The 22,147-nt window shown below is 64.6% G+C and carries 20 protein-coding genes; 10 read left to right on the top strand and 10 right to left on the bottom strand.

Annotation, left to right across the window (positions count from 1 at the left end):
• Window positions 1–63 precede the first annotated feature (63 nt).
• The 8 genes from AC1EJR_RS02515 (at window position 64) to rffA (ending at window position 7,423) form a co-directional block, all read left to right on the top strand.
• On the top strand, window positions 64–822 hold the full coding sequence (locus tag AC1EJR_RS02515; protein ID WP_454757287.1) for a WbqC family protein: 759 nt from the start codon (window positions 64–66) through the stop codon (window positions 820–822).
• On the top strand, window positions 815–1,432 hold the full coding sequence (locus AC1EJR_RS02510; RefSeq protein ID WP_454757288.1) for a class I SAM-dependent methyltransferase: 618 nt from the start codon (window positions 815–817) through the stop codon (window positions 1,430–1,432). The genes AC1EJR_RS02515 and AC1EJR_RS02510 overlap by 8 nt, the downstream gene beginning before the upstream one ends.
• Window positions 1,433–1,435: 3 nt before the next feature.
• On the top strand, window positions 1,436–2,110 hold the full coding sequence (locus tag AC1EJR_RS02505; protein WP_477104833.1) for an acetyltransferase: 675 nt from the start codon (window positions 1,436–1,438) through the stop codon (window positions 2,108–2,110).
• A gap of 45 nt (window positions 2,111–2,155) precedes the next feature.
• Entirely contained in the window at window positions 2,156–2,989 is an 834-nt protein-coding gene (locus tag AC1EJR_RS02500) for a phytanoyl-CoA dioxygenase family protein (RefSeq protein ID WP_477112814.1), read from the top strand.
• A gap of 3 nt (window positions 2,990–2,992) precedes the next feature.
• The gene (locus AC1EJR_RS02495; protein ID WP_454757291.1) at window positions 2,993–3,961 is read left to right on the top strand and encodes a glycosyltransferase family 2 protein; all 969 of its coding nucleotides are present in this window, start codon (window positions 2,993–2,995) and stop codon (window positions 3,959–3,961) included.
• 32 nt (window positions 3,962–3,993) lie between these two features.
• Window positions 3,994–4,539 (top strand): hypothetical protein, encoded by a 546-nt coding sequence (locus tag AC1EJR_RS02490; protein ID WP_477112813.1) that lies wholly within the window; start codon window positions 3,994–3,996, stop codon window positions 4,537–4,539.
• Complete coding sequence (locus AC1EJR_RS02485; protein ID WP_454757293.1) at window positions 4,472–6,127, top strand: hypothetical protein; 1,656 nt, start codon at window positions 4,472–4,474, stop codon at window positions 6,125–6,127. The genes AC1EJR_RS02490 and AC1EJR_RS02485 overlap by 68 nt, the downstream gene beginning before the upstream one ends.
• 78 nt (window positions 6,128–6,205) lie before the next feature.
• Window positions 6,206–7,423 (top strand): dTDP-4-amino-4,6-dideoxygalactose transaminase, encoded by a 1,218-nt coding sequence (gene rffA / locus AC1EJR_RS02480; protein WP_454757294.1) that lies wholly within the window; start codon window positions 6,206–6,208, stop codon window positions 7,421–7,423.
• 67 nt (window positions 7,424–7,490) lie between these two features.
• Here rffA and AC1EJR_RS02475 read toward each other — a convergent pair whose 3' ends face one another.
• The 7 genes from AC1EJR_RS02475 to AC1EJR_RS02445 all read right to left on the bottom strand — a co-directional run bounded on the left by AC1EJR_RS02475 (window position 7,491) and on the right by AC1EJR_RS02445 (window position 13,020).
• Complete coding sequence (locus AC1EJR_RS02475) at window positions 7,491–8,303, bottom strand: lysophospholipid acyltransferase family protein (protein ID WP_454757295.1); 813 nt, start codon at window positions 8,301–8,303, stop codon at window positions 7,491–7,493.
• Window positions 8,304–8,348: 45 nt separating this feature from the next.
• Entirely contained in the window at window positions 8,349–9,623 is a 1,275-nt protein-coding gene (locus tag AC1EJR_RS02470; protein ID WP_092290637.1) for a dihydroorotase, read from the bottom strand.
• Window positions 9,624–9,663: 40 nt separating this feature from the next.
• Window positions 9,664–10,635, bottom strand: coding sequence for an aspartate carbamoyltransferase catalytic subunit (locus tag AC1EJR_RS02465; protein ID WP_092290639.1), 972 nt, complete (start codon window positions 10,633–10,635; stop codon window positions 9,664–9,666).
• Window positions 10,636–10,696: 61 nt separating this feature from the next.
• A complete protein-coding gene (gene pyrR / locus AC1EJR_RS02460; protein WP_092290641.1) occupies window positions 10,697–11,221 on the bottom strand; it encodes a bifunctional pyr operon transcriptional regulator/uracil phosphoribosyltransferase PyrR in 525 nt (174 codons plus the stop codon).
• Window positions 11,218–11,655: a Holliday junction resolvase RuvX gene (ruvX, locus tag AC1EJR_RS02455; RefSeq protein WP_092290643.1), complete on the bottom strand. Its 438-nt coding sequence runs from the start codon at window positions 11,653–11,655 to the stop codon at window positions 11,218–11,220. The genes pyrR and ruvX overlap by 4 nt, the downstream gene beginning before the upstream one ends.
• Window positions 11,648–12,220, bottom strand: a complete 573-nt coding sequence (locus AC1EJR_RS02450) for a YqgE/AlgH family protein (protein ID WP_092290645.1) — start codon at window positions 12,218–12,220, stop codon at window positions 11,648–11,650. Before AC1EJR_RS02450 ends, ruvX begins: the two co-directional genes overlap by 8 nt.
• A 92-nt stretch (window positions 12,221–12,312) precedes the next feature.
• Window positions 12,313–13,020, bottom strand: coding sequence for a pseudouridine synthase (locus AC1EJR_RS02445; RefSeq protein ID WP_441590675.1), 708 nt, complete (start codon window positions 13,018–13,020; stop codon window positions 12,313–12,315).
• A gap of 63 nt (window positions 13,021–13,083) precedes the next feature.
• Between AC1EJR_RS02445 and AC1EJR_RS02440 the strand changes: the two genes are divergently transcribed.
• Window positions 13,084–14,664, top strand: a complete 1,581-nt coding sequence (locus tag AC1EJR_RS02440; protein ID WP_477112811.1) for a cryptochrome/photolyase family protein — start codon at window positions 13,084–13,086, stop codon at window positions 14,662–14,664.
• Between the two features lie 9 nt (window positions 14,665–14,673).
• Here AC1EJR_RS02440 and AC1EJR_RS02435 read toward each other — a convergent pair whose 3' ends face one another.
• From AC1EJR_RS02435 to hemC, 3 genes are read right to left on the bottom strand one after another with little or no spacing between them, the layout of a single operon-like run.
• Window positions 14,674–15,864 (bottom strand): heme biosynthesis protein HemY, encoded by a 1,191-nt coding sequence (locus AC1EJR_RS02435; RefSeq protein WP_441645499.1) that lies wholly within the window; start codon window positions 15,862–15,864, stop codon window positions 14,674–14,676.
• Between the two features lie 2 nt (window positions 15,865–15,866).
• Window positions 15,867–17,975, bottom strand: coding sequence for a fused uroporphyrinogen-III synthase HemD/membrane protein HemX (hemDX, locus tag AC1EJR_RS02430; protein WP_441590681.1), 2,109 nt, complete (start codon window positions 17,973–17,975; stop codon window positions 15,867–15,869).
• Between the two features lie 10 nt (window positions 17,976–17,985).
• The gene (gene hemC, locus AC1EJR_RS02425; protein WP_441590683.1) at window positions 17,986–18,981 is read right to left on the bottom strand and encodes a hydroxymethylbilane synthase; all 996 of its coding nucleotides are present in this window, start codon (window positions 18,979–18,981) and stop codon (window positions 17,986–17,988) included.
• A gap of 133 nt (window positions 18,982–19,114) precedes the next feature.
• On the opposite strand from hemC, the gene ppc reads away from it, so the two are divergent.
• The gene (ppc, locus tag AC1EJR_RS02420) at window positions 19,115–22,141 is read left to right on the top strand and encodes a phosphoenolpyruvate carboxylase (RefSeq protein WP_477106309.1); all 3,027 of its coding nucleotides are present in this window, start codon (window positions 19,115–19,117) and stop codon (window positions 22,139–22,141) included.
• Window positions 22,142–22,147: the final 6 nt, after the last annotated feature.

Genomic DNA, 22,147 nt, shown 5'->3' with positions numbered 1-22,147 from the left:
CCCGCTGAATTGATGAATATCGGACATTGATTCTGCTTCCAGACCTCTGCATTGAATAACAGGATGAGCGTGGAAATTGAAAGCAAGCGTAAAGTTGTGGCGATCGTCCAGTCGTGTTACATCCCCTGGAAAGGGTATTTTGATCTGATCGGCTCGGTCGACGAGTTTATTATCTACGATGATATGCAGTACACGCGCCGGGACTGGCGCAACCGCAACCTCATCAAAACTCCCCAAGGGCTGACGTGGCTGACGCTGCCTGTCAAGGTTAAAGGCAAGTACCACCAGTCGATTCGTGAAACCGAACTCGACGGTGACCGGTGGCGTACGGATCACTGGAAGGCCCTGCAGCAGAACTATCGTCGCGCGCCTCATTTCGAGGCAATCGCCGAAATTCTCGAGCCTCTCTTTCTCCAACGAGAATACAGTGGCTTGTCGGACCTGAACCGGACCATGATCGAGGCGCTCTGCCCGCTGCTTGGTATTTCGACCCCCCTGAAATGGTCGTGGGATTACGATCTCGTCGACGGCAAGACAGAGCGGCTGGTCGGCCTTTGCAAGCAAGCTGGTGCCACCGACTATATTTCTGGCCCCGCGGCGAGAGACTATATTCAGGCGGAACTGTTCGCCGACGCAAACATCGCATTGCACTATTTCGATTATTCGGGCTACCCCGAATATCCTCAGCTATGGGGCGATTTCGAGCACGGTGTCACGGCACTTGATCTCCTATTCAATTGCGGAGAGGAAGCCAGGAACTTCATGAAGTATCCAGCGACTTCCGCCAGCGCCGACGGCGAGGAATTCAAAAATCATGGATAACTTGCTTTCACCTGTCGCGAGTTACTACACCGACAAGATCAAGGAATTTGGACCGCAACCCAAGGGCGTAGACTGGAACGGCGAGGACGGACAGCTTCTTCGCTTTGAACAGCTATGCCGCGTCCTGGATCCCGAGGCTGCATTCTCTGTGGTCGACGTTGGCTGCGGCTACGGCGCGTTGCTGGATTTCCTGCAGGAACGCTACCGTGACTTCCAATACCTTGGCATCGATATTTCGGAGACGATGATCGAAACGGCCAGGGACTTGCACAAGGCAGCGGCGCACGCCCACTTCCTCTCCGGCACGGAACCCGAATCGCCGGTCGACTTCGCCGTGGCGAGCGGCATCTTCAACGTGCGACTCGGCAGTGACGAGCCTAACTGGAAGGCCTATATTCGGGATACGCTGCAACGCATGCACGCATTCAGCAAGCGAGGCTTTGCCTTCAATTGCCTGACGTCGTATTCGGACGCAGACCGCATGCGTGCCGACCTGCACTACGCTGATCCGTGTGAGTTATTCGACCTGTGCAAGCGCGAATTTTCCCGGAATGTCGCACTGTTTCATGACTACGGGCTCTATGAATTCACTATTGTCGTGAGGAAATAAGCGATGGAGAACGCGACCAAACCGCTGGTGATTTTCGGTACCGGACAGATTGCTGAAGTCGCATGGTTCTACTTCACTCATGATTCTGCCTACAAGCCCGTAGCTTTCACGGTCGACCGCGCGTTCATGGACAAGGACTCGCTCCTTGGCTTGCCCGTCATCCCCTTCGATGAACTGGCACAGTCGTTTCCGCCCGCACAGGCCGACCTTTTTGTTGCGTTGAGCTATACAAAGCTGAATAGCATACGCAAACAAAAGGTCCAGGCAGTGCGCGACGCCGGTTATCGCACGCCCAGCTACATCAGCAGCCGGGCTACGACGTTCGACGGATTCGAGCCCGGTGGCAATTGTTTTATCCTCGAAGACAACACGATCCAGCCGTTTTCCCACATTGGCGACAACGTCACGTTGTGGAGCGGCAACCATATCGGACACCACGCCGTCATCGAGGACAACTGCTTCATCAGTTCCCATGTCGTGATTTCGGGTGGCGTGCGCGTGGGAGACAGTTCCTTTTTGGGCGTGAACTCCACTGTGCGTGATCACGTTTCCATCGGCGCACGCTGCGTCATCGGAGCAGGCTCCTTAATCAGTGCGGACACCGAACCAGAAGGCGTCTACACGTCGCCACCGTCTGAGCGATCGCGGGTGCCAAGCACGCGCCTGCGCGGCATCTGACGCGCTTACGCAACTGGCGTCGACGAAAGAAAGAAAACGCATCCCATGAATAACGAAAGCTATTACGGAGGCATTCGTCCGAATGCCATGCTGGACGCCATTGCAAGGTATCAAGAGGAGCTCGATGTCCTCGGCTATACCGTCATAGAAGGCGCGCTGGATACCGCGCAACTTGAGGCGTGGCGACAACGGATCGATACCGTCTACGCCCTGCAGGAAACGGAGTTCGGTGGCCGCGAAGCGCTGACTGCGATCGGGGAACAGGATCTGTGCCGGGCCCCGCTGATTTATGACGAGGCCTTCGTCCAGTTGGCGTCTACGCCCACGGTACTCGAACTGATGCGCCGCGTGCTTGGCGACTGGTACATCCTGAATCTGCAGAACGCCATCATCAACAGGCCGGACGAGCGCCATCATCAAACCGCCTGGCACCGGGATTTACCCTATCAGAACTGGACGAGTTCACGACCACTTGCGTTAGGCGCATTGTTCGCGATCGATCCGTTCACGACCGAGACCGGCGGCACCATCGTGCTGCCGCATTCGCACCGCCACAATACGATGCCCTCGGAAAATTACCTGCTGCAACACGCGACGCAAATTACCGCGTCGGCCGGTTCGGTGCTGATTTTCGATGCCATGGTTTTCCATCGCGCCGGGGTGAATCGGTCGTCGCAGATTCGTCGCGGGGTGAATCACCTCTACACCATTCCCCTGCTCAAGCAGCAGTATGATTTTCCCGCCGTGCTCGGCGAGAGTTTCTCCGAAGATCCGGCAATCCGCAGGCTGCTCGGCTACGACTCGCGCGTGCCGAAGAACGCCCTGGAGTGGCGTCGGGATCGTGTAAAACGACTGGCCGCGACGCAACGCCAGCAATAAAAAATGATGACAACACCGGAACTCAGCGTCGTAGTGCCGTCGTACGGCTGCCTGGGCTGCCTCGAAGAATTGTGCGCTCGCCTGGATAGCGTGCTTCGCTCCTTAGTCCCCTCTTTCGAGATCGTCATTGTGGACGATCGAAGCCCGGACAATTCCTGGCCTCTGACAGCCTCCCTGGCCAGTCGCTACGCATCCGTCCGCGGCATTCGACTGAGCCGCAACTTCGGCCAGCAAATGGCGATCACTGCGGGCCTGGAAAGCGCCAGGGGACAATACGTCGTGGTGATGGACTGTGACTTGCAGGACCCGCCGGAGCGCATTCCAGACCTGCTTGAGGAAATCAAAAAGGGCTATGACCTTGTACTGGCACGCCGGATGGAACGAAGCCATTCGGCATTCCGCAGGGCCTCGGCAAACCTGTATTTCCGAATCATGCGCACACTGACCGGGGAATCCGTGGACGGCAGCTACGGCACGTTCAGCATTCTCAGCAGGAAGGTTGTCGACGCGTTCCTCCGCTTTGGCGAGCGCGAGCGCCACTACCTGTTTATTTTGCGGTGGCTGGGTTTTCGCTGCGGGACCATCGAGTACGCCCACGGGGACCGGTATGCCGGCAACAGTGCCTATAGTTTGAGCCGTCTGATCAAGCACGCACTGGGCGGGGTGTTTTTCCAAACCAGTGTCTTCCTGACCTGGATCATCTATGCGGGCCTGTTCTTCACCGCATTGAGCTTCGTCGGGGGCTGCTTTTTCATCTATCGTCATTTCGTCATGACGGCGCTCCCAGGTTGGACCAGCCTGTTCGTGGCGATCTTGTTCTCGACGGGACTGGTGCTCGCCAGCATCGGCACGGTTGGCTTGTATATCGCGCGGATATTCGAGATTGCCAAAGACAGGCCCATGTATGTGGTCGATACCGAATGTGGCTGTGGAGAATCTGAGGACCATTTGCCAATCGAAGGCAGGGTCTAGTGGCTCCCGCGTTGCTCGGGCGTTGGGCCGCGGTGCTGGTGCTGATGGGTGGGCTAGCCACGGCCGCCGGGTGGAATCTGGTCGACTATCACCGTGTGATGGGCAAGAAGCTCGAGGTGGCTCAGCAAATGGCCACGCTGCCCATGGGCTGCGACATTGACGACAAGGCGTGCGAGCGAACCGTCCGACATAACTTCTACACCCTGCTCCAGGCGTTGAAGCTGGATCCTGCCTACAGCAAGCAGCGGTATGCGGTTTTTGTCGACGATCCTAGTTTTTTTGCCGGCGCCTATATCGACCAGCCGTACGATACGCTCCTGAAGCCTTGCGCCATCCAGCCTTTCAGTATTCCGGCACTCACCGGAAAGCCGTTGCTGGGTGCGTTGCACGCGCGAGACAATGGCTGTGCCTACAATTCCTACGGTTACCAGTACCTCCCGAACCATGCCCCTGCAAGCGAAGCTGATCTGGAAGACGCCTGCACCCTTGCGCATGATCGGGGGTTCACGCATGTGGCGATCATCCGCCGGCAAGGCGAAGGCTTCGTTGCCGAAAGAAGCGATTGTGCAGCCAGCTAATCAGGCACTAAGTTCGAGAACATCCACGCACGATCCTTTCGAAGTGGGCGGCTACCTGGCATGTCAATGCGTGGCGATTTGCTTCGCGCTGGCCTTGCACCATTGGGTTTCGGCACCCACCCTGACGCCTGATGCCTCCTTGACGACTGCCATATTGGCGGCCGCGGCCGCAGTCATCGGGACAGTAGCGGTGATTTTCGAAGTGCGTCTTCTCGCCATGCGCAGGCATTGGTTTCAGTCTCCGTTGCTGGCCCTCGCCATCGGGTTCCTGGCGGGACTGGCGCTGCTCTGGGCGGTCCCCAAGCATGTCGACATCGCGTATGTCACGTTCGGCGTGGCGGTTATCAGGTTGCTGATGATGGCAGTCAGCGCGGGGCCGCGCGCGGCTCTTGTGCCGATGCTGGCTGGCGTGGCAATCGGATACTGGGCATTCTTGCTGAGCTTTGCCGATGGCTATAAAACGCTGTGGATCGAGCAAGCAATCCTTTCCGGCACTGTCCACGTTGATCTGCTCTTTCATGCAGCCATCGCCAACATGCTGAGCGGCTATGGCGTGGGCTCACTCGGGGTCGACGGACTCGCGACTTTCCCGTACCACTTCGGTAGCCACCGGCTCATGATGGTCTTGTACGGATTGCTCGGTATTGGACCGCTGCCGTTCTACTCGGTCGTCTTCCCATTGATTTTTGGCCCGCTGTTCGTCTGCGTCATGTTCCTTTTCGCCGTGGCGTTCAAAGGATTCCTGGCACGGGTGGAAGGAAGCGGATCAAGCCCCGGAAGTACCCCAGCCTGGTACTGGGCGGTAGCCTCGATCTGCTTTATTGGCGTGATTGCCGCCCCAACACGCCGGGAGCTTGGCGTCTGGGAGAACGCCTTTCACAGCGAGTCTTTCGGAGTGGCCCTGTTGGTCGCCTACCTCGGCGGCATCTGGCTATTCGACCAGCTCGGCGAACAGATGCGCATCCGGATCACGTGGCGGACCGGTCTGCTTCTCGCGCTCTACCTTTGGGTCCTCTGTCTGCTCAAGATCAGCGTGGGACTAGTCATCGGCGCTGTGTTTGGCTACGTGGTACTGAGAAGCCGGGAGACCATTTTTCGAAAGCTGCTGGGTTGTGTGGCCATTGCACTGCCACTGGGATATGGCCTATGGTTGACCCGAGCGAACACAAATGGCGGTCAGGCTGACACCAGCTTGCTTGATTCGATCAAGCCTTTTGCCTTCCTGCGCGACAGTGTCGGACCAGACTTCTACGTGTTTTCGTTCCTGGCATTTTTTGGGCCGGTGATCATATTCGTACTGTATCGGCTGCTGCTCCCGCGCCAAAAACAAGCGCCCGTCTTGAGATTGCGCCTCAAAAGCCATACGCTGCTAGACGTAGAATTGGCCATTGTCATTACCGTCACCTCCGTCTTGCCAGGAATAGTGCTGGCAGTGCCACAAGGCAGCACCAATTTCTTTGCGGAGGTGTCCTACTGGTGGATGCAACCGCTGATGGCTATCGTCGTCAGCCGGGTACTCATGCGCTTCACGGCGGCCAGTCAAACACCTGATGAAGATTCGCAGAGAAATCGATCAGAAATAGTGTAGATTGGAAAACTTATAGAACGCAGGCCAGATCTGCGACGATAACAACCAAGTCCAGGGAAGGACGCAACGAGAGCTGCTGTGCGAAACATCTCTTTCAATCGACCGTATATGACGGGGCGAGAGTTGCATTACATCTCGCAAGCTCACGCGCGTGGGCACTTGGCCGGCGACGGCCCGCTGACCCATCAATGCCACGCGTGGCTCGAAGCCAAGACCGGCGCACCAAAGGCGTTGCTGACCCACTCATGCACCGCCGCGCTGGAAATGACGGCGCTGCTGATGGACCTGCAGCCCGGCGACGAGATCATCATGCCCTCTTACACGTTCGTGTCCACCGCGAACGCCTTCGTCCTGCGCGGTGCCGTACCCGTGTTTGTCGATGTGAGACCGGACACGTTCAACCTCGACGAGAAGCGCATCGAGGACGCCATCACCCCACGCACCCGTGGCATTGCGCCAGTTCACTATGCGGGTGTCGGATGCGAAATGAACACCATCATGTCGATCGCCAAAAAGCACGATCTGGTGGTGGTGGAAGACGCCGCACAAGGCGTCATGGCGTCCTATCAAGGGCGCGCACTCGGCAGCATCGGCCATCTGGGAGCCTATAGCTTCCACGAGACCAAGAACGTCATCAGCGGCGAGGGCGGCGCATTGATCGTGAATGACCCGGCCTACGTTGAGCGTGCGGAAATCATTCGCGAGAAGGGTACCGACCGCAGTCGCTTCTATCGTGGCCAGGTCGACAAGTACACCTGGCGCTCGGCAGGCAGCTCGTTCCTGCCCAGCGAGCTTACCGCTGCATTCCTCTGGGCGCAGCTAGAAGAGGCGGAGCAACTGACGCAACGGCGGATGGCATTGTGGAATCGATACAATACCCTGCTGGCCCCGCTCGAGGCCGAGGGCCTGTTGCGCCGTCCGGTCATTCCCACGGATTGCCAGCATAACGCCCACATGTATCAGATTCTGGTCGCAGAAGGCACAGATCGCCAGGGCGTACTGCAGGATCTCAAGGCGGCTGGCATTGGCGCGGTGTTTCACTATGTGCCGTTGCATTCGTCGCCGGCAGGCATGGAATTCGGACGCGCGCATGGCGACCTATCCGTCACGGACGACATCGCATCGCGCCTGATTCGACTGCCACTGTGGCTAGGCCTGGCGGAAGACGATCAGGTCTACGTTGCCGAAGAACTCCGGAAATCGTTGACCGCCCGATCGAGCGCGGTACGCAAGAACGTAGCGCGTCCGAGCGCATTCGCGGCACGCCACGAGAACGCCGTCGCGGCAGTGCGTTGAGCCCTCGGTAGTACGCGGCAAAAAAAATCCCGGCAACCTGCCGGGATTTTTTTGCCTGCGCGGTCACCTATACCGTTGCCGGCTGGTCGGCGCCTTTGGCTTCCACCTGATGCGCACGGCTAACGCTGGCGGCGGCGGCAACCAGATCCGCACGTGCGAGGTCGGCGACGACCTCCCGTGCAAAACCAGCAAGTTGCCGCCGGTTATCTGACATGGGGTGAAGCATCTGCCCGACGACCAGCCGCGCCTTGATCGGCGGCGACCGCAATATCATGTCGAGCGAGTCCAGCAGCGACAAATCGCCGATATAGGCCGGCGCCGCAGTCGGTTCGCCGGTGGCTGCGTCCAGATACCGCAGCCCCACCGGTTGCACCGGCAGCCCGCCCGCCACTGGGGCCTGCATCAGATTGGCATGGAACGGCAGCACCTCCGTCCCATCCGTCGTCGTCCCCTCCGGGAACACGCACACCAAGTCACCGTCGCGCATCACCTCGGTAATGTGATGGAGCACCCGGTGCGCGTCCCTTTTGCGTCCACGCTCGATGAAGATCGTGCCGGTCTTCTCGCATAGCCAGCCGACGAGTGGCCAGCTACGGATCTCGGACTTCGCCACGAAGCGTGCGGGATGCCAGCTATGGATCACATAGATGTCGAGCCAGGAGATGTGATTCGCAACCATCATCGCGCCACGCGGCGCGGGCTGGCCGGGCGCCAAACCCTGCACCTCCACTTCCACGCCACACAGCTTCAGCAGCTTGCGCGACCAGTTGCGGATCAGCCGCTCGCGCATCGCCACACTCGCCCACGGGAACACCGTGGCGCAGATCAGCATGCCGCGCAGCATCAGCAGGATGAGGCGCGTCTTGCGTAACCAGATCATCGTAAGGGCTCTCGGATGATATTGATCGACTAAGATCCGTGCTGATCAGCGCGCTTCGTGCACGATCTGGCCACCGACCAGCGTCATGCGCACGCGCCCTTCCATCTCGTAGCCGAGCCACGGCGAGTTCTTGCCCTGGCTCTTCAGCGCGCTACGCTCCACCTTCCACACCTGTTTCGGGTCGAACACGCAGACGTCTGCCGCGCTGCCGGTGGCCAGCGTGCCAGCACCAAGGCCGATCACGCGGGCCGGCTCACTGGTGATGCGCGCCAGCGCCTTCACCAGCGGCACCTTGTGCTCGTTGGCCCAGCGCAGCGTCAGCGGCAGCAGCAATTCCAGGCCGGTGGCGCCGGGTGAGGCCTCGTCGAATGGCAGCAGCTTCTCGTCGTCGTCCACTGGGGTATGGTCCGAGCACAGCGCGTCGATGGTGCCATCGGCCAGGGCGGCGATGATGGCATCCCGGTCCCGCGCACTGCGCAGCGGCGGCGAGAAGCGCATCTGGCTATTGAAGAAGCCGATGTCCACGTCCGTCAGCGCCACATGGTGCATGTTCACGTCGCACGACACCCTCAGCCCTTCCTTGCGCGCCTGCCGCACCAGCTCCAGCCCGGCCGCCGACGACAGCCGGCACAGGTGCACGCGCGCGCCCGTGGTGCGCATCAGTTCGAAGATCGTATGCAGGCGCACGGTTTCGGCGATCACCGACACGCCCGAGAGGCCCAGCCGCGACGCCACCGCGCCACTCGCCGCCACCCCGCCGCCGAGGAACGGGTCCTCGGGACGCAGCCACACCGTGTAGCCGAAGGTCTGCGCGTACTGCATCGCGCGCAGCAGCACCTGGGTATTGCGGATCGGCATCTCGGCCTGACTGAAGCCGACGCAGCCGGCCTCGGTCAGTTGGCCCATCTCGGTCAGGATCTCGCCCTTGAGGCCCAGCGTCAGCGCGCCCAGCGGGTAGACGTGGGTCTGGTTCAGCGTGCGGGCGCGGAATTTCAGCATTTCCACCAGGCCAGGCTCGTCCAGCACCGGGTCGGTGTCGGGCGGGCAGACCAGGCTGGTCACGCCGCCGGCGGTGGCGGCGGCCACTTCGGATTCCAGCGTCGCCTTGTACTCGTAGCCGGGCTCGCGCAGCCGCGCGGAGAGGTCCACCAGCCCCGGGCAGACGATCAGCCCGCGGGCGTCGATGGTCTTGTTGGCGTTGAAATCGGCCGGTGCGCGGCCCACGCCGACGACCTTGCCGGCGGCGATAAACAGGTCTTGCTCGGCGTCGAGGTTCGCGGCCGGGTCGATCAGGCGGCCACCCTGGATGTGAATCTTCATGTTCTGTCGCTTGGCGTTCGGTTGTTCGGGGGAGCCTGACTCAATCATTGTTGCCGGCGACGATGCCCATCACCGCCATGCGCACGGCGATGCCGAACGTCACCTGGTTCAGGATCACCGATTGCGAGCCATCGGCCACGGCGGAGTCGATCTCCACGCCGCGGTTCATCGGCCCCGGGTGCATGACGATGGCATCGGGCTTGGCCAGCGCCAGCCGCTCCGGCGTCAGCCCGTACGCCTTGAAGTATTCCTGCGCGGACGGCAGCAGCGCGCCGCTCATCCGCTCGTTCTGCAGGCGCAGCATGATCACCACGTCCACGCCCTTCAGGCCCTCTTCCATATTGTGGAAGACGCGAACGCCCATCTGCTCCAGCCCGGACGGCAGCAACGTGCGCGGCCCGATCGCGCGCACTTCCGGCACGCCGAGCGTGGTCAGCGCGTGAATGTCCGAGCGCGCCACCCGCGAATGCAGGATGTCGCCGATGATCGCCACCGTCAGGTTGGTGAAATCCTTCTTGAAGTGACGAATCGTGTACATATCCAGCAAACCCTGCGTCGGGTGTGCGTGGCGGCCGTCGCCGGCGTTGATCACGTGGACGTGCGGCGCCACGTGCTCGGCGATCAGGTACGGCGCGCCCGAACTGGCGTGGCGCACGACGAACATGTCGGCGGACATCGCCGAGAGGTTGTTGATCGTGTCCAGAAGCGATTCGCCCTTGCTGGTGGAAGACGCGTTGATGTTCAGGTTCAGCACGTCGGCGGAGAGCCGCTTGGCGGCAATCTCGAACGTGGTGCGCGTCCGCGTGGAGTTCTCGAAGAACAGGTTGAACACGCTCTTGCCGCGCAGCAGCGGCACCTTCTTCACGTCGCGGTCCGAGTCGGAGAGCGAGACGAACTGGCTGGCGGTGTCGAGGATGTGCGTGATCATGTCACGCGACAGCCCCTCGATCGACAACAGGTGCTTCAGCTCGCCATTCTTGGTCAGCTGCGGGTTGCGGAACATCTTGGTCATGGCAGGTCGGGCGCGGGCAGGGTCGGTCTGGGTGGCTTGCGGAGGTGCGGGTCGGGGCCGGTCAGGCACGGGCTTCGGTGGCGAAGGCGAAGCGCGTGGCGGCACCCTCGCCCTGGCGGGACAGCACCAGGGTCTTGTCTTGGGGCAGTTCGATGGTGGCCGCGGCAAAGTCGGCGGCAATCGGCAGGTTGCGCCCGCCGCGGTCGGCCAGCACCACCAGCGCCACACGCCCCGGGCGGCCGTAGTCGAACAATTCGTTCACGGCGGCGCGAATCGTGCGGCCGGTGGCCAGCACGTCGTCAATCAGCAGGATGTTGCGGTCCTGCACGTCGAACGGCAGCGTGGTCGGCTCGGCCTGGCTGTGCAGGCCCTTCTTGGCGTAGTCGTCGCGGTGGAAGGCCACGTTGATCACGCCATGGCTGTCGAGCTTCAGGTCCGCTGCCAGGCGCTCGGCAATCCAGGCGCCGCCGGAGTAGATGCCGGCCACGGACCAGTTGGCGCGCTCGGCCGCCGGCATCAGCGCCTGGGCCTGGTCGCGCAGCGCGTGGTAGAGCGCCTCGGCGTCGGGAGTGGAGGTCTGGGTCATAGCGGAAGCTCGTCGAAATACTGTTGCAGGATGATGCGGGCGGCCTCGGCGTCCAGCGCGCCGCGCTTCGCCCCAGCCATGGCGGCGGCGCGGGAGCTGTAGCGCTCGTCCACGAAGGCCACTGGCAGGTCGAAGCGGCCGTTCAACTGGTTGCCAAAGCGGCGCGCAAGTCGCATGGAGGCTTGTTCGGCATCGTCGGGGCCGGCTTCGGGGTTGACCGGCATGCCCACCACGAACTGCACCGGCGTCCAGTCGCGCACCAGCGCGCTCACGGCCTCGAAGCGGCCTTCCACGGTCACATTGGGAAGAATGGTCAGCGCGCGGGCCTGCCGGGTGATGAAATTACCGAGCGCCACGCCGATTTTTTTCTCGCCATAGTCGAAGGCGAGGACGGTGCCGTCCGGGGGCGTCGCGCGCCCCGCCTGATCAGGCATGCCCCGCCTCGCCCGAGAGCATCGTGAAATCTATGCCCAGCAGGCGCACTGCGGCGGCGAACCGCTCTTCGGGCGGCACGCTGAAAATAATCTCGGGATCGGCCTGGACGGTCAGCCAGCCGTTGCGGCTCAGTTCTTCCTCAAGCTGCCCGGCGCCCCAGCCGGCATAACCCAGCGTGAGCAGGAACCGGTGCGGCCCGCTGCCGTTGGCCACGGCTTCGAGCACGTCCTTGGAGGTGGTCATCTCGAGCCCGCCCGGCACCGCCAGCGACGACACATAGACACCGACCGGATCGTGCAGCACGAAGCCGCGCTCGGTCTGCACCGGGCCGCCGAAGTAGACAGGCTGATGGGCCACAGGCTGGATTTCGAGCTTGAGATCGATCTTGTCGAACAGCGTGGCCATGTCGATGTCGATCGGCCGGTTGATGACCAGGCCGAGAGCGCCGCGTTCGTTGTGCTCGCAAAGGTAGACCACGGAACCCGAAAAAGTCGGGTCGGCCATGCCGGGCATGGCAATCAGGAACTGATTCGTGAGATTGATTGGAGCTTCGGGCGTCGCCATGGCTGCATTTTATCAAATCGCTGCCGGTCGGCCCGAAACTTTCTGCCGGCCTGCGCAGCATCCGTCACCGGAGGGTTCGTCGATGCGGCCCGTCAGTCGGCCGGCTTCAGCGCGGCCAGGTCGTCCGCCGTGAGCCAGCGCCATTCGCCCGGCGCCAGGGCCGGGTCGAGCTGCAGGCGGCCGATGGCACTCCGATGCAGCCCGCTCACATGGTTGCCGGCGGCTGCCACCATGCGTTTCACCTGGTGATACTTGCCCTGGATCAGCGTCAGCCGCAGGCTGTGTTCGCCGGTGATCTCGCAGCCTTCGGCGGCGATCGGGGCCGGTTCGTCGTCGAGTTTCACGCCGGTGCGCAGTGCCTCGGCCTGCGCCTCGGTCACGGGCTCGGCCGTGGTTACCTCGTAGAACTTCGGCACCTTGCGCTTGGGCGAGGTCTGGGCGTGGATGAACTGGCCGTCGTCCGTCAGCAACAGCAGGCCCGTGGTGTCGTGGTCGAGCCGGCCCACGGCCTGTACTTCGCGCTGACGCAGCGGCACCGGCAGCAGGTTGTAGACGCTCTCGTGGTGTCGCGGCCGCTGCGAACACTCATAGCCGGCGGGCTTGTGGAGCATCAGGTAGGCCTTGGTGCAGGCCAGCCACGCCTCGCCATCCACGGTCAGTTGCAGGCCATCCACCTCGAAGCGTGCGCCGGGGTCTTCGCATAGCTCGCCGTTGACCTCGACGAGCCCGGCGGCCACGAGGTCGCCACAATAACGGCGCGTGCCGAAGCCTTGGGATTGCAGAATTCGATCGAGTGTCATGGCCATGGGAATGCTCTGAAATGCGGATGTGATGCCGGGGTATCCATATGTTAGGGTACGACGATGCCAAGATCGTCCCAGCCCCAATCGATGGATGCCGCCGGCCGCGCGCCGTATCGTATCGAACAACGGTTCGAACGCGGCCTGGTCTGGTTCCGGCGCGACCTGCGCGCCGACGACCACGCGGCGCTGCATTATGCCCTTAAGCACTGCCGGCAGGTATGGTGCGTGTTCGTCTTCGACCGCGAGATCCTCGATCCCCTGCTGGAACGGGGGCTCCAGGCCGACCGTCGTGTCGACTTCATCCTGCGCTCACTGGCCCCGCTGCACGCGGCCCTGAGCCAGTGGGGCGGCGGCCTGATCGTGCGCGATGCCAAGGCCCGCGAGGCGATCCCGCAACTCGCAGCCGCCCTCGAGGCCAAGGCGGTCTTCGCCAACCACGACTACGAACCGGCCGCCAACGCCCGCGATGCCGCCGTGCGCGATGCGCTGGCCGCCGATTCCCGCGTGCTGTTCACCTTCAAGGACCAGGTCATCTTCGAGGCCGACGAGGTCCTGAACGGCCAGGGCGCCCCGTTCGCCGTGTTCACGCCCTACAAGAACGCGTGGCTGCGCACGGTGCAGTCATTCGACCTGCGCCCCTATCCTGTGGATAAGTACCGCCACGCACTGGCGCCGGTACCGGCCCCCTATCGCCGGGACCTGCCCACGCTGGCCGACCTGGGCTTCGCGCCGAGCAACCTGCCCGAGATCGCCATGCCGACCGGCTCGGACGGCGCCCATGCGCTGTTCGACGAATTCCTGGACCGGATCGGCGACTACGGCCAACGCCGCGACTTCCCGGCACTGCGCGGGCCGAGCTACCTGTCCGTGCACCTGCGCTTCGGTACGATCTCGATCCGCACCCTCGCCCGCGCCGCTCACGAAACCGTGCTGCGCGGCGGCGCCGCCAGCGCCGGGGCGGCGGTATGGCTCTCGGAACTGATCTGGCGCGACTTCTACTTCATGATCCTGCATCACCACCCGCGCGTGGCCGAAAGCAAGTCGTTCCACCCCGAGTACGACGGCCTGCGCTGGGTCGCCCCGCAGACCGGCGAGCGCTATTTCCAGGCGTGGTGCGAGGCCGCCACCGGCTATCCACTGGTGGACGCGGCGATGCGCCAGATCCGCCAGAGCGGCTATATGCACAACCGGCTGCGGATGGTGACGGCGAGCTTCCTGGTCAAGGATCTGGGCGTGGACTGGCGGCGCGGCGAGCAGTATTTCGCCGATCAGCTCAACGATTTCGACTTCGCGGCCAACAACGGCGGCTGGCAATGGGCGGCGTCCACAGGCTGCGATGCGCAGCCCTACTTCCGCATCTTCAACCCGGTCACGCAATCGGAAAAGTTCGACCCGAACGGTCAGTTCATCCGCAAGTACCTGCCGGAACTGGCCCGGCTGCCAGACAAATACCTCCACGCGCCGTGGACGGCGCCGGAGGCCGTGCTGGCCGAGGCCGGGGTGCGACTGGGTGAGAATTATCCGAGGCCGATCGTGCAGCACGACGTAGCCCGGCAGGAGACGCTGGCGCGCTACGCGGTGGTGAAGACGCCGAAGGCGAAGGCAGCCGCCCGGGCGAAGCTGGCGGAAGAGGAAAGCTGAGCCATCGGCTCAGGCCGCCAGCATCGCACTTTCCCGATAATGCCGTTGGGCATCCTCGGGGCGCTCCGTTTCCTCGAACAGACGGGCCAGCGCCAGATGCGTGCGCACGCGGAGCCGGACTTGCGATTCCGGGTCGGCGTACTTCAGCGCGCGCTCGAAGTTCGACTGGGCCTTGCCCCAGAGCTGCTCGCCCAGGCACAGCACGCCCAGCGTGTAGTACAAATCCGCATCGGCCGGATGTTCGGCCAGCCATTTCTCGGCCTGCTGGATCTGGGGCAGCGCCTTGCCCGGCTCGGCGCATTCGGCATAGCGCTGCACGAGGCGGCTGTCCCAGTTGACCCGGAGCGCTTCCTCGACAATGCGCCGCGCCTCGTTCTGGCGGCCCAGCGCCGAGAAGTAGCGCGCCGCCGGCTCGGCAATGCGCACCGCGTGCCGCTCATCGGGCGACAGCGAGCGCCAGAAGTGGTACAGCCCTTCCGCGTCATGGCGACGCTCGTCGAGCATCGCCTCCACCGCCAGCTGCTTGAGCCGCAGCGCCAGCACCGGGTGCAGCGCGTTGCGCTTCTCCAGCGAGCGCGCCAGCCGCAATACCTCGGTCCAGTTCTTCAGATGCTGGTGCGCACGCAGCGCAATCCGTTGCACGTGGATCTGCCGCCCGCCCTGCGACTGCAACTGGGCGATGGTTTCCAGCGCGCCCTCGGCGTCACGGGCATCGACTAGCAGTTCGGCCATGGAAACCAACCGCGCCTGAGCGCGCTCGGGGTCCGTGACCTGCGCCATCCAGGCGTCGCGGCGTTCCGATTCCTGCATCCGGTGCGCGGCCCGCGCGCCCACCAGGGCTGCGGTCTGCGCCTGTTCCGGCCACGCCTGGGCATCGCGCGCGGCGCGCTCGGCCCGTGCGAAACGTCCGGCAAACAGGTTTTCGATCGACTCGCGTAGCGCGGCCTGCGCCTTGCTCATGCGGCTGCGTTCGCGGTAAGCGGCAGCGCGGCGCGGCATCTCGGAGAGGTGCCGGAACGTGGTCAGGATCGTCCACACCCCGAAGAACAGCAGCAATAGCAGCGCCAGCGTGAGATTCAGGGACATTTCCACCCGGTACGGCGGGTAGAACAGCACCACGTTGCTGTGGTTGAACTGCGTGAACAGCGCCAGCCCGACGGCGCCGGCGAACAGGACCGCTACCCAGAACAGAAGTCGCATGGCTACTCCTTCTTCAGGGCACGCAGCGCGCCAAGGCTCTCGGCCATGGTCGGCAGCGAGACCGAGACCGCGCTGGCCTGCGCCTGCTTGAGCAGGGTCAGCACGCCCTGCACGCGGCGCGAGCGGGTATCGAAATATCGTGAAATCAGCGCCTGGGCGGCGGCGAGGTCATTACGGAACACCGGCTCGTTGCGCGACAGCAGCGCCAGCCGCGCGTTGAGCAGGCGCAGCTTCACGTTCTCGCGCAGGAACCAGCCCTGGTCGCCGGAGAGCAGCAGCGCGTTGGCGTCGTCCACCTTGCGGATGCGGATCACCTGCCCCATTTCGGCCAGCACGTAGTGCCAGAGCCGCACGAAGGCGTTGCCGGATTCGGGCGTCGGCTGGGTATTTTGTGATGCTTGCGCCGCGCTGGCGGGCTTGCCGTTCTCGCCGGGCGTGCGGTCGAGCATGCGTTCGCCAGACAGCAGCGGCAGCACGTCGATCTGGTTGATCGACTCATCGAGCTTGATCGCGGCGCCGGTCAGGTCCGTATCCGGCACGGCTTTCATGCGGGCGATGTCGCGCGCCAAGGCCCGGCGCAGCTGGTTGTACTGCGGCTTGTCGGCCCGCGCGAGCCGCGCGTCGGCGCTTTGCAGCGCGGCCAGCGCCACCTGCACGTTGCCGCTGAGCTGGAGTTGCTGGCCGGCGTTGGTCAGCAACTGCTGGATCTCGGCAATTTCCCAGTCGTCACGGTTGCGCATCAGGTCCTGGTAGACCTGCTCGAGCGCCACCTGCTTGTCGCGGGTCTCGACCACCTGGCCGTCCAGCGCGCCGACCTTGGCCTGGAGTTCCTTGACCGTCTCCTGCGCGTTGCGGGACAGCACCCGGGTCTCCTGGACCAGCGCGTCGTTGTTCTGCTGGCGCCGCGCCAGTTCCTGCGTCAGATGTTCCACGCGCAGTTGCAGCCACCAGAAGCCGGCCGCGGTGGCCAGCACGATGACGGCGGCGACGATCCACCACGGGTTCATGCGGCGCGGTGCGAACGCAGCGGTGGGGGCACTGGCGGCAGGAGCCGCAGGCGGCGCGACATGCGGCGGCGGGGCCGATGCCGCAGCGGCTGCGGAGGCTGAAGAAGAGGAGGACGTAGTGTCTGGCGTCACGCGATCAACCTTCGTTGACGGGGAATCTGGAACCGGCGCGCGCGGGGTTGGCGTCGGAGCGACGGCCACCACCGGGGTGTCGGATGAATCTGGGCGGACCAGCGCCTCCGCCGGCCCCGCGTGGGCATCGGCCCACTGCGTGCAGGCGGCCAGCAGGCCGGCGTCGCCGGGCGCGGCGGGCAGCACATGGGCGAAGCCCAGCGCGTTCGCCTGCGCGGCAATTCTCGCATGCGGCGCAATGCACTGCATCTGCTTCAGACGCTCGTGTTCCTGCGGCGACAGGTGCAACCGGGCCAGCGCGTCGAGGTTGCGCACGGCTTCGGAACTGGTCAGCAGCCACGCGCAGGGCGGCGCGCCCGGCTTCAGGTTATCGCGCACGGCCTGCCATTGCATGGACGTGGGCTCCGGCAGCGTGCGGCTGTATGCCTCCACCGCGTCGACGGTGGCGCCGGCATCGCGCAGGCGATCGCCGAGCCAGTCGCGCCCGCCGTTCCCCCGTACGATCAGCACGCGCTGGTTCGAGAACGCGCCGGGCGAGGTGTCGAGTTCGGACCAGAGCGCCTCGGAATCGAAGCGCGCCGGTTCATTGTGGATTTCCGCGTTGCCATGCGCCCCGGCCGGGGCCACCACGCGATAGGCAGGCGCGGCAATGCCGCGTTCGGCCAGCGCCGCCACGCTCGACGGCCCGACCACCGCCACCGGCACCTGGGCCGGCCATTGCGGCAGCGCCGGCGCGTTCTGCACGTTCGCCAGCGCATCGAGCGCGAACGAGACCGCATTGGGGCTGACGAAGACCACCAGCGCATAGTCGGCGAGCCGGGCCAGCGCTGCGCGCAGCGCGGCGTCGTCGGCGGGCGGGCCAATGGCGAGCAATGGGAAGCCGAGCACGTCCAGTCCAGCGGACTGGAGCGCCTCGGTCAGTTGCCGGGACTGCCCGGCAGGTCGCGTAACTACGACGGTCGGGCGGGGCATCGCGCGCGCCTCAGGTCGGACCCGCCGCGGCAAGCGCCGCCAGCACGTCATCGGCACCGCGCGCCAGCAGGTCGCCGGCCACCGATGCGCCGAGCTGCTCGGCCGCCTCCAGCGTGTCCACCGCCCGGGCCGCATGCGCACGTATGTCGCGGCTGCCGTCTGGCAGGGCCACGAAGGCGTCGAGTTGCAGGGCATCGCCACGCCAGCGGGCATGGGCGCCCAGCGGCACCTGGCAGCTACCGCCCAGCCGGCGCGACACGGCGCGCTCGGCCGACACCGCCAGCAGCGTCGGCGTATGGTTCAGCGGCGCCAGCCATGCGGCGAGTTCGGGTCGATCGGAACGGATCTCGATACCCAGTGCGCCCTGCCCGGCCGCCGGCAGCGAGGCCTCTGGCTCGATCAGCGCGCGGATGCGCTCGCCCAGGCCCAGCCGCTTCAACCCGGCCGCAGCCAGGATGATCGCGCCGAATTCACCGGCGTCCAGCTTGCGCAGACGGGTGTCGAGGTTGCCGCGCAGCGGCTTGATGACCAGATGGGGATAGCGGGTGCGTAGCGCGGCTTCGCGGCGCAGGCTAGACGTGCCGACCACGGTGCCGGGCGGCATCTCGTCCAGCGACGCGAAGTGCGACGAGACCAGCGCATCGCGCGGGTCTTCGCGTTCCATCACGGCGGTGAGCGTGAAGCCGGCGGGCAGTTCCATCGGCACATCCTTGAGCGAATGCACGGCCAGGTCGGCGCGGCCCTCGGCCATCGCCACCTCCAGCTCTTTCACGAAGAGCCCTTTGCCGCCTACCTTGGACAAGGACTTGTCGAGAATTTGATCACCCCTTGTCGTCATGCCGAGAATGGACACATCGCACGAGGGATAGTATTGTTGCAACGCAGCACGTACATGTTCAGCCTGCCACATCGCCAGCCGGCTTTCGCGCGAGGCGATCACGAGCTTGTGCGGCATGCTGCGGGATACGGCAGCGGACGAAGAAGACGGAGACGCAGGTGCTTGCATGCGCGCATGTTAGCACGCACCCCGGCGGCCTCAGGCCCCGGAATGCGCCCGAAATCGCTTCGCCGCATATCGGACATGACCAGGGCGCCTTCAAGGCGACCGGCACCTTATAAAAGACAGAGGAGATGACTGCATGACCCAGCCCGTCGCGCGCCCATCGGGCCGCACCCGTACCACCCCTGCCCGCAAGTCCGCCAAGACCACCGCTGCGCCACGTGAAGCGGAAGGCACTTCCGCCGCCCCCGCGAAGCCGCGCGCCGCCCGTGCCAAGCTGGCCGTGGTGGCCACCAATGGCGCGACGGTCGCCGATGCAGCCATCGCCGCGACCTCCCCCGCGCGCCGTACCGCCGACAAGGACCTGCCGCTGCGCGAGGACATCCGCTTCCTGGGCCGCCTGCTGGGCGACTGCGTGCGCGAGCAGGAAGGCGAGGCGGCGTTCGATCTGGTTGAGACGATTCGCCAGACCGCCGTGCGTTTCCGCCGCGAGAACGACCGCGCCGCCGGCGCCGAGCTGGACCGCCTGCTCAAGCGGCTGTCGCGCGACCAGACCAATCAGGTGGTGCGCGCCTTCAGCTATTTCTCGCACCTGGCCAATATCGCCGAGGACCAGCACCACAACCGCCGTCGCCGCGTGCACGCACTGGCCGGCTCGCCGCCGCAGCCGGGCAGCCTGGCCCGCGCGCTGGAAGCCATCGACGCCGCCGGCGTTACCGGCAAGCAGCTGCGCAAGTTCCTCGACGAAGCGCTGATCGTGCCGGTGCTGACCGCCCACCCGACCGAGGTGCAGCGCAAGAGCATTCTCGACGCCGAGCGCGAAATCGCCCGCCTGCTGGCCGAGCGCGACCTGCCGATGACCGCCCGCGAGCGCGACCACAACACGGCGCAACTGCGCGCCCGCGTGACCACGCTGTGGCAGACCCGCATGCTGCGCAACAACCGGCTGATGGTGGTGGACGAGATCGAGAACGCCCTCTCCTATTACCGCACCACCTTCCTGCACGGCATTCCGCGCCTGATGGCCGAGATGGAGGAAGACATCGCCGCCGTCTTCCCGACCAGCAAGAAGGGCAAGGCCGGCACCGCGCCGGCACCGCTCGCCCCGTTCCTGCAGATGGGGTCGTGGATTGGCGGCGACCGCGACGGCAATCCGAATGTGACCGCCGAGACACTCCAACACGCCGCGCGCGAGCAATCGCAACTGATCATGGCGTGGTATCTCGACGAACTGCACGCGCTGGGCGCGGAGTTGTCGATGTCGTCGCTGATGGTGGATGTCAGCCCCGAGCTGATCGCGCTGGCCGATGCTTCGCCGGACCATTCCGACCACCGTTCCGACGAACCGTACCGCCGCGCGCTGATCGGCATGTACGCGCGGCTGGCCGCCACCTCGCAGAAGCTGACCGGCCACGAGGCCCAGCGCCACCCGGTGGCGGACGTCGCCCCGTACGACAATGCCGAGGCCTTCGCCGCCGATGTGCAGGTCGTGATGGATTCCCTGCGCACCCACCATGGCGTGGCGCTGGCCCAGGCGCGCATCGACGCGCTCCAGCGCGCCATCGCCATCTTCGGCTTCCACCTGGCCTCGGTGGATATGCGCCAGGTGTCCGACGTCCACGAGGCCGTGATCGCCGAACTGTTCGCCGCCGCCGGCGTGGAGCGCGACTACGCCGCGCTGCCCGAGGCCCGCAAGCGCGAACTGCTGCTGGCCGAACTGCGCCAGCCGCGGCTGCTGACCATGCCGTGGCACGAATATTCCGAGCAGACGCGCAGCGAGCTGGCGATCTTCGCCATGGCGCGTGACCTGCGCGCCCGCTACGGCAAGCGCGTGGCCCGCAACTACATCATTTCGCATACCGAAACGCTGTCGGATCTGATCGAGGTCATGCTGCTCCAGAAGGAGTCCGGCATGCTGCGCGGCACGCTCGGCAGCAAGACCGATCCGGCGCGCATGGAGCTGATGGTCATCCCGCTGTTCGAAACCATCGAGGACTTGCGCAACGCGGCCGGCATCATGCAGTCGCTGCTGGACCTGCCCGGCTTCGACTCGGTCATCGCCCATCACGGCGTGGAGCAGGAGGTGATGCTCGGCTATTCGGATTCGAACAAGGACGGCGGTTTCCTGACGTCGAACTGGGAGCTGTACAAGGCCGAGCTGGCGCTGGTGAAGCTGTTCGAGGCGCGCCGCGTGAAGCTGCGGCTGTTCCATGGCCGGGGCGGCACCGTGGGGCGCGGGGGCGGGCCGACCTACCAGGCCATCCTGTCGCAGCCCCCGGGCACCGTGAACGGCCAGATCCGGCTGACCGAGCAGGGCGAGATCATCAACAGCAAGTTCGCCAATGCCGAAATCGGCCGGCGCAACCTGGAGACCGTGGTGGCGGCCACGCTCGAGGCCTCGCTGCTGCCCACGCAGAATGCGCCGAAGGACCTGGAGTCGTTCGAGGGCGTGATGCAGCAGCTGTCCGACCGCGCCTTCACCGCCTATCGCGACCTGGTCTACGAGACCCCGGGCTTCAAGGACTACTTCTTCGCCACCACGCCGATCACCGAGATCGCCGACCTGAACCTGGGTTCGCGGCCGGCGTCGCGCAAGCTGATGGACAAGAAGAACCGCAAGATCGAGGATCTCCGCGCGATTCCCTGGGGCTTCTCCTGGGGCCAGTGCCGGCTGCTGCTGCCGGGCTGGTTCGGCTTCGGCAGCGCGGTCAAGGCGCTGGTCGATGAGGCGCCGGACGAAAAATCGCGCAAGGCCACGGTGGCCACGCTGCGCCGCATGGTGAAGAGCTGGCCGTTCTTCTCGACGCTGCTCTCGAACATGGACATGGTGCTGGCCAAGACCGACCTTGCGGTGGCGTCGCGCTACGCCCAACTGTGCGAGGACGCCGCGCTGCGCAAGAGCGTGTTCGCGCGCATCAGCGCCGAGTGGCACCTGACCAGCGACATGCTCGCGTTGATCACCGGCCGCCAGGAGCGGCTGGCCGACAACCCGCTGCTGGCACGCTCGATCAAGAACCGCTTTGCCTACCTGGACCCGCTGAACCACTTGCAGGTCGAACTGCTCAAGCGCTACCGGGCAGGCAAGGACGGCGACGACGTGCGCGTGCGGCGCGGCATCCACCTGACCATCAACGGCGTGGCGGCCGGGCTGCGCAACAGCGGCTGATCGACA

Source organism: Cupriavidus sp. 05T42 (genome assembly GCF_056396345.1).
The sequence above is the reverse complement of the archived record's forward strand: the minus strand, read 5'-3'. Positions and strand labels throughout refer to the sequence as shown.

Excerpts from the sequence above, each read along its gene's own strand:
- AC1EJR_RS02515 (WP_454757287.1), top strand. The coding sequence starts at position 64 with ATGAGCGTGGAAATTGAAAGCAAGCGTAAAGTTGTGGCGATCGTCCAG.
- AC1EJR_RS02510 (WP_454757288.1), top strand. The coding sequence starts at position 815 with ATGGATAACTTGCTTTCACCTGTCGCGAGTTACTACACCGACAAGATC.
- AC1EJR_RS02505 (WP_477104833.1), top strand. The coding sequence starts at position 1,436 with ATGGAGAACGCGACCAAACCGCTGGTGATTTTCGGTACCGGACAGATT.
- AC1EJR_RS02500 (WP_477112814.1), top strand. The coding sequence starts at position 2,156 with ATGAATAACGAAAGCTATTACGGAGGCATTCGTCCGAATGCCATGCTG.
- AC1EJR_RS02495 (WP_454757291.1), top strand. The coding sequence starts at position 2,993 with ATGATGACAACACCGGAACTCAGCGTCGTAGTGCCGTCGTACGGCTGC.
- AC1EJR_RS02485 (WP_454757293.1), top strand. The coding sequence starts at position 4,472 with ATGTGGCGATCATCCGCCGGCAAGGCGAAGGCTTCGTTGCCGAAAGAA.
- AC1EJR_RS02475 (WP_454757295.1), bottom strand. The coding sequence starts at position 8,303 with ATGATCTGGTTACGCAAGACGCGCCTCATCCTGCTGATGCTGCGCGGC.
- AC1EJR_RS02470 (WP_092290637.1), bottom strand. The coding sequence starts at position 9,623 with ATGAAGATTCACATCCAGGGTGGCCGCCTGATCGACCCGGCCGCGAAC.
- AC1EJR_RS02465 (WP_092290639.1), bottom strand. The coding sequence starts at position 10,635 with ATGACCAAGATGTTCCGCAACCCGCAGCTGACCAAGAATGGCGAGCTG.
- pyrR (WP_092290641.1), bottom strand. The coding sequence starts at position 11,221 with ATGACCCAGACCTCCACTCCCGACGCCGAGGCGCTCTACCACGCGCTG.
- ruvX (WP_092290643.1), bottom strand. The coding sequence starts at position 11,655 with ATGCCTGATCAGGCGGGGCGCGCGACGCCCCCGGACGGCACCGTCCTC.
- AC1EJR_RS02450 (WP_092290645.1), bottom strand. The coding sequence starts at position 12,220 with ATGGCGACGCCCGAAGCTCCAATCAATCTCACGAATCAGTTCCTGATT.
- AC1EJR_RS02445 (WP_441590675.1), bottom strand. The coding sequence starts at position 13,020 with ATGACACTCGATCGAATTCTGCAATCCCAAGGCTTCGGCACGCGCCGT.
- AC1EJR_RS02440 (WP_477112811.1), top strand. The coding sequence starts at position 13,084 with ATGCCAAGATCGTCCCAGCCCCAATCGATGGATGCCGCCGGCCGCGCG.
- AC1EJR_RS02435 (WP_441645499.1), bottom strand. The coding sequence starts at position 15,864 with ATGCGACTTCTGTTCTGGGTAGCGGTCCTGTTCGCCGGCGCCGTCGGG.
- hemDX (WP_441590681.1), bottom strand. The coding sequence starts at position 17,975 with ATGCCCCGCCCGACCGTCGTAGTTACGCGACCTGCCGGGCAGTCCCGG.
- hemC (WP_441590683.1), bottom strand. The coding sequence starts at position 18,981 with ATGCAAGCACCTGCGTCTCCGTCTTCTTCGTCCGCTGCCGTATCCCGC.
- ppc (WP_477106309.1), top strand. The coding sequence starts at position 19,115 with ATGACCCAGCCCGTCGCGCGCCCATCGGGCCGCACCCGTACCACCCCT.